The 12506-nt window shown below is 57.3% G+C and carries 10 protein-coding genes; 9 read left to right on the top strand and 1 reads right to left on the bottom strand.

The features are described 5' to 3' along the window. Window positions 1-8: 8 nt before the first annotated feature. The gene (locus H035_RS0111245) at window positions 9-845 is read right to left on the bottom strand and encodes a ZIP family metal transporter (RefSeq protein WP_022949075.1); all 837 of its coding nucleotides are present in this window, start codon (window positions 843-845) and stop codon (window positions 9-11) included. 178 nt (window positions 846-1023) lie between these two features. Between H035_RS0111245 and H035_RS0111240 the strand changes: the two genes are divergently transcribed. From H035_RS0111240 to ppsA, 9 genes are all read left to right on the top strand, one after another. Beyond that, on the top strand, window positions 1024-2490 hold the full coding sequence (locus H035_RS0111240) for a cation:proton antiporter (RefSeq protein WP_022949074.1): 1467 nt from the start codon (window positions 1024-1026) through the stop codon (window positions 2488-2490). Further along, complete coding sequence (locus H035_RS0111235; protein ID WP_022949073.1) at window positions 2487-3482, top strand: LOG family protein; 996 nt, start codon at window positions 2487-2489, stop codon at window positions 3480-3482. Before H035_RS0111240 ends, H035_RS0111235 begins: the two co-directional genes overlap by 4 nt. Window positions 3483-3510: 28 nt before the next feature. After that, window positions 3511-4896, top strand: a complete 1386-nt coding sequence (locus H035_RS0111230) for an MBL fold metallo-hydrolase (RefSeq protein ID WP_022949072.1) — start codon at window positions 3511-3513, stop codon at window positions 4894-4896. A gap of 13 nt (window positions 4897-4909) precedes the next feature. Further along, a complete protein-coding gene (gene siaA / locus H035_RS0111225; protein ID WP_022949071.1) occupies window positions 4910-6937 on the top strand; it encodes a biofilm regulation protein phosphatase SiaA in 2028 nt (675 codons plus the stop codon). Window positions 6938-6998: 61 nt separating this feature from the next. After that, window positions 6999-7532: a biofilm regulation protein kinase SiaB gene (gene siaB, locus H035_RS0111220; RefSeq protein ID WP_022949070.1), complete on the top strand. Its 534-nt coding sequence runs from the start codon at window positions 6999-7001 to the stop codon at window positions 7530-7532. A gap of 11 nt (window positions 7533-7543) precedes the next feature. Continuing rightward, window positions 7544-7927 (top strand): biofilm regulation phosphoprotein SiaC, encoded by a 384-nt coding sequence (gene siaC / locus H035_RS0111215; RefSeq protein ID WP_022949069.1) that lies wholly within the window; start codon window positions 7544-7546, stop codon window positions 7925-7927. Next, window positions 7927-8745, top strand: coding sequence for a biofilm regulation diguanylate cyclase SiaD (siaD, locus tag H035_RS22220; protein ID WP_022949068.1), 819 nt, complete (start codon window positions 7927-7929; stop codon window positions 8743-8745). Before siaC ends, siaD begins: the two co-directional genes overlap by 1 nt. Then, on the top strand, window positions 8746-9684 hold the full coding sequence (locus H035_RS22215; RefSeq protein ID WP_026596526.1) for a 1-phosphofructokinase family hexose kinase: 939 nt from the start codon (window positions 8746-8748) through the stop codon (window positions 9682-9684). Between the two features lie 413 nt (window positions 9685-10097). Continuing rightward, window positions 10098-12503, top strand: coding sequence for a phosphoenolpyruvate synthase (ppsA, locus tag H035_RS0111200; RefSeq protein ID WP_022949066.1), 2406 nt, complete (start codon window positions 10098-10100; stop codon window positions 12501-12503). Window positions 12504-12506: the final 3 nt, after the last annotated feature.

Raw genomic sequence — 12506 nt, 5'->3', positions numbered from 1 at the left:
TCACGCCGTCAGGAATGGAATTCTGCTTCGAAACCAAGCAATTGGAACAGGATCAGAGCGGCGATCACCAGAATCGCTCCCAGTCCCACCCGTCGGAAGAGGCGCATGCCCTGCTGTTGTCTGCGCACCCTTCCCAATACGTCCACCGCCGCGACATAGAAGAAAGTGCCGCCGGAAAATAACAAGATCAGTCCGATCCATTCGTGGGGGAGGTGGCGCAGGAATAGAAAGGTAATCAGCAAACCTGCCGGCGTAGCCAGACTGAACCAAATCAGGAGGCGCAACGAGTCGTGTTCTTCGCGCTTGCCGTTTTGCCAAAGAAAAGTGCCCAGGCCGAATGCAATCGGAATCTTATGCACCATGATTGCCGCCAGGATGGGCAAAGTGATGGCAAGGAGCCCGGTCGCCACACTGGCTCCCAGGGCAAGACCGTCGGTGAGGGCATGAAGGCCGAGGCCCAGGGCCAGCATATTGATCGGATTTTGCCCGTTCGCCTCCGAGTTGTTGGCCTGGGAAAATTCGTGCCCCATTCCACCGCTTTCCAGGCCGAGCATCAGCAGAAAACCGGCCAGGATGGCCAAGCCCGAGGCCAGCACCTTGGGCAGGCCGAGAAAACTGTCCGCATGGGGGATCGTCTGGGGAGGGTGGACGAGAAACAGCACCTCGAAGCCTTCCGGGATGACGATTACCATGGCCGATGCCAGCAATAAGCCGGCTGCGATGGCGGTGGTCGCGCTCCACAAACCGGGTTTGCCCGCCGGTAGATAACGGGGAGCAAGGCCGGCGGCCATCGCTCCCAAAAAAGCGGTAAGCGCGATGCTAAAAGCGGTGGTCCATCCTGACATGAGGAATTATGTACTCCGTAAGGCTTGGGATTGATTCGGTGAAGGGTACTTGCGCCATTGAACGGCGTGTGAGTATATCACCCGACAGCGCGAGGGGAGAACGAAGTGGCGGGAGAATTCCACGAATATGGCTGCTATTCTTAGATTCACCCGGGAAGATAGGGGGAGGACTTTGAGCATGCGAATTACAATTAAACGGTGGTTGCTTTGGGTAACGGTAATCGGGGGGATTCCAAGTGCCTACGGCGCCGGCCAGCAGCCCTTGGGAATCGATCCGTTTGCTTATATCCTCGTCGAGTTGGGCGTGCTCCTGGGGGTCGTGGTAGCCGGTCATCTGTTGGCGCGGCGACTGAATCTGCCCAAGATTCTGGGAGAACTCTTGATCGGCTTGGTATTCGGTAACTTGTTGTATTGGAGCGAGCTGTCACCGCTGTTCTTCCTGATCATGCATCTGGGCGATGCCAATATGTTGTTCCGAGAGGTCTGGGTGTCGGGTGCTTCGGTGGTGACCGCGGCCTTGAACATCTTTCCGCCCGAGGAACTCGAACCGGGTGGTCTCGGAGATCGGCTGATCAGTATTTTGGTGGGAGACGAAGGTCCGGGTTTTCTGTTGATGGGCAGTGCGCTGTGGCACTTTTCCAATCTGGGCATCCTGTTCCTGCTGTTCAAGGTGGCATTGGACGTGCGGCTGGATGAATTGGTGGAGGTGGGCCCCGAATCCTTACGAGTAGCGCTCTGGGGTGGAATCGGCTCGTTGGCGTTGGGTTGGGTTGCAAGTTTCTGGTTGCTACCGGAATCCAGTTGGACCGCCAGGTTTCTTCTCGCCAGTGGTTTGGTCTCCACCAGCGCCAGCATCAGTTTGGCTTTGATGCCGCTTTTTCGGAGGCGGTTTACCCAGGAAGCCAAGATCCTTGTCGGTGCCGTGCTCCTTGACGATGTGTTGGCTATCGGGTTGATCTCCGTTGCTTCTTCTTTGGTTCAAAGCGGTGGTTGGCTTGGCATCTTGGCGGATTTGCTGGGTGTTGGACTGTTTTTCTTCGGTGTCTACTGCATCTGCCGTAAAGCGCCCACCTGGGAACTGGCCTGGATGAAAGATATGGAAGAATATCAGGCCAAGCTGCTGTTGCCTTTGGGGTTGGCGTTTATTATGGCTTGGTTTGCCGACCTACTGGGCTTGTCCGGTATTTTAGGGGTGTTCGAAGCGGGCTTGATTCTAAACAGCCTGAACCTCGAAGAAAGATGCGAAGGTCGGGTTACGATGCAGGATCTGATAACCCCTCTGGAAAAAGTGTTCGCTCCCATTTTCTTTGTCCTGATGGGCATGCAAATCAATTTGGCGTCTTTGTTTTCCCTTAAGATTGTGGGTATGGCTTTGCTTTTGACGATTGTGGCGATGGGGGCGAAATTACTCGCTGCGCGAATGGCCGTTCCAGACGTTCGCGGGTGGGTGCTAGGCTGGGCCATGGTGCCGCGGGGTGAAATCGCCATGATCGTTGTGGCTTTGGCCAAAGGCTTCGGTTTATTAACGGATGATGTCTATGCGGCCTTCGTGATGATGATGGTGGGCACCATGCTGATCGCCCCTTACATGTTGCAAAGGCAGCTTTCCGAATCGGTGATGGTTGAAGAGGAGCGCTCCCCATGACAGATACGCACGATTCGTCATCCAAATCCCGACCATCGGCCGAGGCGCCCGCTTTGCAGCGAGTGGAGCCTTTGCCTTGGCAGACCCCCAAGCCCCCCGAAGAGGATCCGGAGGCGCCCAGGCGGGTTCAGCGGATCCTGGCCAGTCCCAGCTATCGTCCGGCGGTTCGCGATGTGGAATTTCTCAATCGTTACGAAACCCGCTCCACCCGCCTGCAGCTGGACTATCTCAAGCCGGAATTGGAGCTTCAGCGGGAGGGCGTGCAAAACAGTATCGTGGTCTTCGGCAGTACCCGGATTCCGGAGCCGGTCGCCGCCCGGCGCAAGTTGCGGGTGCTTAAGGAGGCTTTGGCAAAGCGGCCCCATAGCGAGGAGCTCCGACGCCGCGTGCAAGTGGCCGAGCGGATCGCCGCCAAGGCCAAATACTACGACATCGCCCGGGAATTCGGCCGCTTGGTGGGCGATTCCGGACGGGGACCCTTGGATTGCCGGTTGGTGGTGATGACCGGCGGAGGGCCCGGGATCATGGAGGCGGCCAGCCGAGGGGCCTTCGATCGGGGAGCCAAAAGCGTGGGGCTCAATATCACCTTGCCTTATGAACAATTTCCCAATCCCTATATCACGCCGGAACTGTGTTTCCAGTTCCACTACTTCGCCATTCGGAAGCTGCATTTCCTGCTGCGGGCCAAGGCGCTGGTGGTGTTTCCCGGCGGATACGGTACGCTGGATGAACTGTTCGAAACCTTGACTTTGATCCAGACCCGCAAGATTCGATCGGTGCCGGTGGTGTTGGTGGGGGAGGAATACTGGCGCCGCGCGGTGGATTTCGATTTTCTGGTGGAGGAAGGCACGATCGATCAGGAGGACCGTCAATCCTTCCGCTATGTGGAAACCGCTCGGGAAATTTGGGATGAAATCGTTTGGTGGTACGAGAGTCGGGGGGAAGCCTTGATTAATGGAGACCTCTGTCCGATGCCATCGGAGGATGATTGATCGTTAAATACGAGGAGCGAGAAGAACCATGCAGATCGAATTTCACGGTGCCGCGGGCGGAGTGACCGGCTCTTGCTATTTGCTCGAGGTGGCGGATCAAAAACTCCTGATCGATTGCGGCTTGTATCAGGGGGGACGGGAAATCGAAGAGGAAAACGCCAAGCCCTTCGGTTTCGATCCGGCGGAGATCGATTATGTGCTGCTCACCCACGCGCATCTGGATCACTGCGGGCGCTTGCCGCTATTGGTCAAACAAGGGTTTCGGGGGGAAATCATCACTACCGGGGCCAGCCGCGACCTGGCCAAGATCATATTGATGGATTCCGCCCACCTGGCCGAGGAGGAAGCGCGACGTAAAACTTATCAGGCTCGGAAAGCCGGGCGAAAGGAGCCGATAGAGCCGCTCTACAGCGTGCTCGACGCGCTGGATACCCTCGACTTTTTCGGGCGTCGAATGGAGTACAACCGGCCCACTCGGATCGCCAAGGGGATTCGGGCGACTTTCATCGATGCCGGTCATATTCTCGGATCGGCTGCCATTCTGCTGGATCTTCAGGAAAGCGGCCGTCATCGTAAAGTGCTTTTTTCCGGCGATTTGGGCAATCGGGGCAAGCCGATCGTGCGCGATCCGGCCCATCCCCCTCATGCGGACGTGGTGGTGATGGAAACCACCTACGGCAATCGTCCCCACAAGCCGCTCGCCCCTTCCGTGACCGAATTGTACGAAGCGATTCTGGATACCCTGGATCGGGGGGGTAATGTGATCATTCCCACCTTCGCTCTGGAACGGGCTCAGGAGCTTCTTTATTTTCTGCGGGAAGGGATCGAATCGAAAATTCTGCCGCGGCATTTGCCGGTGTTTCTGGATTCCCCCATGGCCATCTCCGCCACCGAGATCTTTCGCCGCCATCCCGAATGTTACGACCGCGAAGCCAATGAAATTTTTCACAGTGGGCGCGATCCGCTCGACTTGCCCAATTTGTATTTCACCCGCGAGACGGCCGAATCCATGCGCTTGAATCAGATCGACAGCGGCGCGGTGATTCTGGCCGGCTCGGGGATGTGCACCGGCGGCCGGGTACGGCATCATCTCAAGCACAATCTGTGGCGTCCCGAATGTAGTCTCGTGTTCGTCGGGTTTGCCGCGCGCGGCACCTTGGCGCGGATCATTATCGACGGCGCCCAAACGGTACGCCTGTTCGGCCGAGAGATCCAAGTGCGGGCCAAGCGGTACACGATTGGCGGATTTTCCGCTCATGCCGATTGCCATGAATTGGCGGACTGGCATCGACAGACCGGTCGTCCGGAACTGACTTTTCTGGTTCACGGCGAAGACGAAGCCCGAAACGCCATGGCGGGCCGCCTCGACGGCCGAGTGGAACTCCCCGATCTGCACAGCCGCTATTCGCTTTGAGTGCTTTGCTTGGATGAAGGAGACCTTGGAGGAGAGCGACATTTCGCTCCGAAGTCGGCGTTTGGCTTTGGGGTTGCGGGGCAAAATGATCTTGGGCGTGGCGGCCCTCTTGATCGTGATCGGTCTGACGGGAATGGTGGTGGGCGATTATCTGATCAGTACGATTCGCGAGTATTTCGGTACCGCCTTCGTGCGCGATCACACCTTGCTCAGCCGTCAGAAATTACTCACTTTGATCGAGCGGGAATTGGCGCTGACCAAACGCCTCGCCCAGGCGGAGGTCACCCGGCAATGGATGCTGGACGAAGAGGATCCCCGCAAAAAAGCCCGGTTTTTTCGTGAAGCGGAAGGGTTTCGCCGGCTTTTCAGGGGGCATCTCTATTCCGTCATCGTGCATGGTTCCGGCCATTATTATCTGAACGACGAAAGTCAGCCTTACAGCACTCGTCCGCGCTATACCTTGAGCCCCGACAATCCCGACGACGCATGGTATTTCGCGACCCTGGAAATCTCGCCAGGCTATACCCTCAATGTGAATCGCGATGCCAAGCTGAAATTGACCAACCTCTGGTTCAACGTCATCGTGACTGACGATTCGCAACCCATCGGGGTGGCGAGCACGGGTTTGCCGTTGTCCGAACTGTTGGCGGATTTCTTTGCTTCCAGCGAAAGCGGCGTCACCAACCTGATCGTTGACCGCGCCGGCCGCATCCAGATGCATCCCGATCCGAACCTGATCGAATATAGCTCCGTTTCTAAAGCGCACGCGGATAACACCTTGTTTAAATTGTTGGGGGAGGTGCCTGCGACCACCCTTCAAAAAGCCATGGCCGAACTGGAAAAAACCTATGGCGGTGTGGAAGTGGTTAAACTTCGGCACAACGGAAAACATCGGCTCTACGGCTTGTCTTTCATGCCGGAGCTGGGTTGGTTTTTCGTCACTGCGGTGGATCTCGATATCGCCCGTTTGCTTAACGAGCGCCTTTTGCTGGTTTTCGCTTTAAGTGCCGTGGGCGGCGTGATTATTGTGGTTCTGGTGGTCGCGGCGGGGGTTCATCGGATCCTATTGGCGCCGTTGATGCTGTTGACCCGTTCCGTGCGTCAAGTCGCCGCCGGCGATTATCAGCTTCGCTTGAATTCGACGACGCAAGACGAAATCGGTGAACTGACGCGCATGTTCGCCTATATGACACAGCAGGTGCGCCGCCATGCCGACGAACTGGAGGAACGGGTCCAGCAGCGAACCCGGGATTTGCGGCGGGCCAACGACGAAATGACCCTGGCCCAGCAAAAGATTCACGAGAGCCTGCGTTATGCCGGCATGATTCAGACGGCGATTTTTCCGACCCGCCAGCTGGCCGAGCAAGTCGGGATCGAACACTTTATTCTGTGGAAACCTCGCGATGCGGTTGGCGGAGATTTTGTCTTGTTTCATGAAGACGGGGAAGCTTATCTGCTCGGACTGGTGGACTGTGCCGGCCACGGCGTGCCCGGGGCATTTATGACTATAATTGCTCAGGCGGCCTTCGATTCGGCGATCAAGGAAACGAGCATCGCCGATCCGGCGGCGCTTTTGTCGCGGGCCGATGCGGCGGTCCGTGCGATGCTGCCGTCTCGGGGAAATCTTGCCTCGTTGGCGACCAATATGGATGTGGGTTTGTGCCACATCGATCGGCGTGAGCAGAGCTTGAAATTCGCCGGCGCCAGGCTGTCTCTCTACCGGAGCGGCAAGGACGGCGTCGAAGAAATTAAAGGGCAAAGGCGGAGTCTGGGAGAACGCAAGCGCGGCCGCTTTGAAAATAGGCGTTTTTCCCTGGAGGCGGGGCAAGGTTTTTACCTAACCACCGACGGACTGCTCGATCAGTCCGGCGGGAACAAAGGTTACGGTTTCGGCAGAAGGCGTTTCGCCGAATTTATGGAACGGCATTCCCCTCTATCCATGGACGCGCAAAAAGTAGCGCTGGCCGACTGCCTGAAGGCGTATCAAGGAAACTTTCCGCAACGGGACGATATTACCGTGTTGGGGTTTCGTGTCCCTTGAATCGGACCTGTGTCCGCCGGTTATCGTCAATTGCCTGATTTAAAACTTTCGATAAGCAACCATGGAACAATTGGATATATTGGCCCTCCGGGAAAGGTTCGTACAGCAGAATATCGTGTTATGCTTCAACGGTCCTTTTTCTTCCATGTTGATTCAAGAAACCGGACGGGCGTTACGTAACTACATGGGGAGGCTCTCGGAATCTCCCTCCGCGGTGATGGATGTATTTTCGGTATATATTGAAACCACCCAAAACATTCACAAATATGCCTTGGCCCAAAATTTCGACGAACGGCAGGCCACGGCGACGGTGGTGGTATCTCGCGCCGACAGCGGTACATACATCGTCAGCGTGGGCAATATCGTGAAAAAAACGGATGGTGAGGTTTTATCCGAACGCATCCGATCCCTTGCGAAAATGGATAAATACGAATTAAAGGCCGCATACAAGGCCCAGTTGCGACAACCGCGGCATTCAGCCGGTGCGGGATTGGGCTTGATTGCGGTGGCGAGGAAGGCCCGGGAGCCCTTGAAAGCCTCTTTGAAATCTCTGGATGAGGATTATGCTTTTTTCAGCCTTCGCGTCGTAATTTAAAATCAATGGCTATGCAAGATTTCACCATTCCGAGTACGGGGTCCACGCCCGAGATCATCTCCAATTGGGCGGCTGGACGGTTGGTAATGCGGGGGGATTCCTATCCGGAAAATTCTTTCGAATTTTTTCAACCGGTGATCGATTGGGTCGAACGGTTTCTGGTCGAAACCGACAGGACGCTCCAGGTGGATTTGTTCCTGCTTTATCTGAATACCAGCAGTATCCGTTCGTTGATGGAGATCCTGGATTTGCTGGAAGCCGCGCATCGGGCTGACAAACCGGTCCGGGTTAGTTGGTACTATGATCAGGAAAACGAACGATTGGCCGAGTTGGCGGAAGAATTCAAGGAAGATTGTACTTTTCCATTCCATATTTTGACGCTTGCGGAAGAGTGATGGGAGAAAGCCGAGCGGAAATTCAATTTCACCGGGACGAAACTTCCCTCGATCAAGTCATCGAGGAATTGTTGGAAGATCCGAGCTATGCCGGTCAACCCTTGCGGGAAGCTTTAGCAGATTTATTCTCCCGCTATCGGCAACATTTGCATCAATTGGAGAAGATCACTCGGATCGCCGATCGCTACCAGAATGCCGAGCGGGAGCGTGGCAAGAGTTACGCCATGCGTTATCAACGGCAGCTGCGGAAGCTGGAGAAAATCATCCGGATCAGCGACCGCTATCAGTATATGTTGCGCGATGTGAATCGGCGTTTGCATTATTTGTCCATGCGCGACGAGCTGACCGACTTGCCCAACCGCCGCTGCATGATGGAGCGCTTGAATACCGAAATCAGTCAAGCCAAGCGCTTAATGCAAGAATTGACCGTGGCGCTGGTGGATATCGATCATTTCAAGCAAATCAATGACCGATACGGCCACGTCGTCGGGGACGAGGTGCTCGTGTGGGTCGCCTCGACCCTCAAGGGAATGCTCCGTGAATATGATGTCTGCGGCCGCTGGGGCGGAGAAGAGTTTCTGATTTTGTTGCCCCAGACCGATCAGGCCGCGGCGCAGCCGATTGTTGAGCGTCTTTGCCGGACCATCTCTTCCTGCACGATACCGCTTTCCGAAGAAAATGCCCGTTGCCAGGTCACGGTGAGCGTCGGTTTGACCCAGTGGCGCATGGGCGAACCGGTGGATCATGTGCTTAAACGCGCCGATGACGCCTTGTACAAGGCCAAACATCGGGGCAGAAATCGATATGTCAACGCTTGAATGCCTATGCCCATCGCAACCCTAACCCTCAATCCGGCGGTGGATGTCACCTACGAAATCGAACGCTTGATCCGCGACCAAAAAGCCCATGCGGACGCCACCCGCTTCGATCCCGGCGGTAATGGGATCAATGTGGGCAGAGCGCTCAAACGCCTCGATGTGACCGCGAGCAATGTTTGCTTGCTGGCGGGAGAAACGGGGCAATTTTTGGAACGCCTGTTGGGCCAGCATGTAGACGATCCGGTCTATGTCTGGGTGGATGGAGAGACCCGTATCAATGCCACCATCCTCGAGTCGGAAACCGCCTCCCAATACGAGGTCAGCGGAATCGGGCCGCAGTTTCCCCAGACAATTCTGGATTCCTTGCGGCAACGTTTCGTTGGCCGGGTGGGGAACGGCTACGGCGTGGTGACCGGATCCGTTCCTCCGGGCGTTTCGGAAGACGTGTATGCGACTTTCATCCATCCAATCCGCGCCGCGGGCGGGCGACCGGTTTTGGATGCCCATGGGGCGCTTCTCAGGCGAGGGATCGAAGCCAAGCCTTTTTTGATCAAGCCGAATCTCTATGAACTGGAGTTGATCACCGGACGCAAATTAACCGATATCCGGGCGGTAGCGACCGAAGCCCAACGGATTCAGCGGTCCGGCGTGGACTATGTATGTGTTTCCTTGGGCAAGGAGGGAGCTTTGCTGACCGGGGCGGAAGGCACCTATCACGCGATACCGCCCAAAGTGAAGGTCCGTTCCAGCGTGGGCGCCGGCGATTCCATGGTGGGAGGCTTGGTGGCGGGATTCGCCCGGGAGGACGCGCTCGACGACATCCTGCGGCTGGCGGTGGCGTGCAGTGTCGGCACCGTGGGGCAACCGGGGACCGAGCTGTTTGATCCGGAGGATCTGCCGGAGCTGATGGAACAGATTGAAATGCGGGTCGTCGATTAGGCGGGGTACGCCGCGTAAGAATCACCAACCCACTTGTTGAGACGGCGGTAGGGGCGGCCGTGGGCAAAAACGCCGCCGGCGCGCCCCGCCAGTGCCAGAGGCCGCCGAACAAGAACCCTCCCGACAGCATTGCCAGCGGCGGTCGAGCCGCTTCATAGAGGCTATTTGCAAAGCGATTCAAATTGGGGTGGGGTCCGGCGGCTTGACCGGAGGGCGTTCGCGACCCGGACGGTCGCGATTCGAGCCCCCAGGGACGGGTTCATGGCGTCCCGGAGGTCAAGCCGCCGGACCCTACTTCGGGTCAGCTTTGTAAACAGCCTCATAGAATGAAAAGGGAGCGCGTTTTGGGTCTGTTTCCCGGCGCCGAAACAGGCATAATGGAAATAATTTGAACGAGCACCGGGGAGGGCGTCATGGCGCAGGATTATCGGTTCATCCGTTTTTTTTCCGAGCTGGGTATCGACGATGTGCCTTCGGTGGGAGGTAAAAACGCTTCCCTGGGGGAGATGTACCGGGCGTTGATGTCCGAGGGGGTCAAGGTGCCCAATGGGTTTGCGATCACCGCGGAAGGTTACCGCTACATGCTCGACAAGGCGGATGCCTGGCAGTCGCTGCATCAAGCCCTGGACGGACTGGATTCCGATAATATGAGCGATCTGAAGCGAGCCGGCAGCCGTGCCCGGCAAATTGTCTATGAAGCGGGTGTTCCGGACGATCTGCGCGAGGAAATCTTCGCCGCTTATGAAAAATTGGAAGCGGAGTACGGGGAGGATCTGAGCGTCGCGGTACGGTCGTCCGCGACCGCCGAGGATTTGCCCACCGCCAGTTTCGCCGGCCAGCAGGAAACCTATCTCAACATTCGCAGTGGAGAGGCGCTGGTCGAATCGATTCGGCGCTGTTTCGCCAGTTTGTTCACCGACCGCGCCATCCATTACCGCGTCGATCGCGGATTCGATCACTTCAAGGTCGCCTTGTCGGTGGGGGTGCAGAAAATGGTGCGTTCCGATCTGGCCGCCAGCGGCGTCATGTTCTCGCTGGATACGGAAACCGGTTTTCGCGATGCCGTGTTTATTACCGGCAGTTACGGGTTGGGTGAAAACGTGGTGCAGGGGGCGGTGGATCCGGACGAATTTTACGTTTTCAAACCCACCTTCCGCCAAGGATATCGGTCGGTGCTGCGACGCCGGCCCGGCTCGAAAAAGATCAAAATGATTTATGCCGAAGGCGGCCAGCAGACCACTCGCAACGTGCCGGTCCCTCACGCCGAGCGGGAGCTTTTCTGTCTCAGTGACGACGATGTCCATCTCCTGGCCGAGTATGCGATCAAGGTGGAAGACCACTATGGGCGTCCCATGGATATGGAGTGGGCCAAGGACGGGATCGACGATCAATTGTATCTGGTCCAGGCGCGTCCCGAGACGGTCGCCTCCCAGAAGAGCGCGACCGTCCTGGAGGAGCATCGCCTGACCGGGAGCGGCAAGGTGTTGTTGGAAGGGCGCGCGGTGGGCAATAAAATCGCGGCGGGAAAGGCGCAGGTGATTTCCGATGTGCGCCGCCTGTCCGAATTTCGGCCCGGCGAAGTGCTGGTGGCGGATATCACCACCCCGGATTGGGAGCCGGTCATGAAAACCGCCGCCGCGATCGTCACCAACCGCGGCGGCAGAACCTGCCATGCGGCGATCGTCGCCCGGGAGCTCGGGATCCCGGCGGTGGTGGGCGGCGGCGAGGCCACCGAGGTTTTGAAGGACGGTCAAATGGTTACCGTCTCCTGTGCCGAGGGGGACGTGGGGAGAATCTATGAAGGGGAAGTCTCGTATACGGTGGAAGAGGTGGACTTGTCCGATATGGCGCGCCCCAAGACGGAGATCATGATCAACCTCGGCAACCCGGATTTGGCATTCCAAACCTCGTTCATCCCCAATGACGGCGTCGGCTTGGCGCGCATGGAATTCATCATCAACGAATCGATCAAAGTCCACCCCATGGCGCTGGTGCACCCCGAGCAAGTGGAAGATTCGCAGGAGCGGGCGGCGATCGAGAAATTGACCCGGGGTTATCGCGATCCGAAGGAATTTTTCATCCGCAACCTTGCCGAAGGGATTGGCACCATCGCCGCGGCTTTCTATCCCAAGCCGGTGGTGGTCCGGATGTCCGACTTCAAGACCAACGAATACGCATCCTTGCTAGGCGGGCGTTGGTTCGAACCCGACGAGGCCAACCCCATGCTGGGATTCCGCGGCTCGGCCCGCTATGCCCATTCGGCGTACTCGGAAGGGTTCGCCCTGGAGTGCGCGGCGATGAAGCGGGTGCGCGAGGAGATGGGGTTGACCAACGTGGTGTTGATGTTGCCGTTCGTGCGGCGGGTGGACGAGGCCGAGAAGGTAATGGCGAAAATGGCCGAATTGGGGCTCGAGCGCGGCAAGCGGGATCTCAAGGTCTATTGCATGTGCGAAATTCCCAACAACGTGGTCCAGATCGACCGGTTTGCCGAGTATTTCGACGGTTTTTCCATCGGCTCTAACGATCTGACCCAGTTGACCTTGGGAGTGGACCGGGATTCGGCGCTGGTGGCCTTCGATTACGACGAACGCGACGAGGGGGTGAAAAACATGATCCGCTTGGCCGTCGAGGGTTGCCGCCGCAACGGCGTGCATTCGGGTTTGTGCGGCCAGGCCCCCTCGGATTATCCTGAAATGGCCGAATTCTTGGTCGCTTGCGGTATCGATTCCATGAGTTTGAATCCCGATGCGGTGCTCAAAACCACCCAGATCGTTCTGGACGCGGAAAAGCGCCTCGAGAGTTCGGAGCGATCCGGCTAGAAG

The organism is Methylohalobius crimeensis 10Ki (assembly GCF_000421465.1).
Taxonomy (GTDB): Bacteria; Pseudomonadota; Gammaproteobacteria; order Methylococcales; family Methylothermaceae; genus Methylohalobius; species Methylohalobius crimeensis.
This window is presented reverse-complemented; position numbering and strand designations above follow the sequence as displayed.

Excerpts from the sequence above, each read along its gene's own strand:
- H035_RS0111245 (WP_022949075.1), bottom strand. The coding sequence starts at position 845 with ATGTCAGGATGGACCACCGCTTTTAGCATCGCGCTTACCGCTTTTTTG.
- ppsA (WP_022949066.1), top strand. The coding sequence starts at position 10,098 with ATGGCGCAGGATTATCGGTTCATCCGTTTTTTTTCCGAGCTGGGTATC.
- H035_RS0111240 (WP_022949074.1), top strand. The coding sequence starts at position 1,024 with ATGCGAATTACAATTAAACGGTGGTTGCTTTGGGTAACGGTAATCGGG.
- siaC (WP_022949069.1), top strand. The coding sequence starts at position 7,544 with ATGCAAGATTTCACCATTCCGAGTACGGGGTCCACGCCCGAGATCATC.
- siaB (WP_022949070.1), top strand. The coding sequence starts at position 6,999 with ATGGAACAATTGGATATATTGGCCCTCCGGGAAAGGTTCGTACAGCAG.
- H035_RS0111230 (WP_022949072.1), top strand. The coding sequence starts at position 3,511 with ATGCAGATCGAATTTCACGGTGCCGCGGGCGGAGTGACCGGCTCTTGC.
- H035_RS0111235 (WP_022949073.1), top strand. The coding sequence starts at position 2,487 with ATGACAGATACGCACGATTCGTCATCCAAATCCCGACCATCGGCCGAG.
- siaA (WP_022949071.1), top strand. The coding sequence starts at position 4,910 with ATGAAGGAGACCTTGGAGGAGAGCGACATTTCGCTCCGAAGTCGGCGT.
- siaD (WP_022949068.1), top strand. The coding sequence starts at position 7,927 with ATGGGAGAAAGCCGAGCGGAAATTCAATTTCACCGGGACGAAACTTCC.
- H035_RS22215 (WP_026596526.1), top strand. The coding sequence starts at position 8,746 with ATGCCTATGCCCATCGCAACCCTAACCCTCAATCCGGCGGTGGATGTC.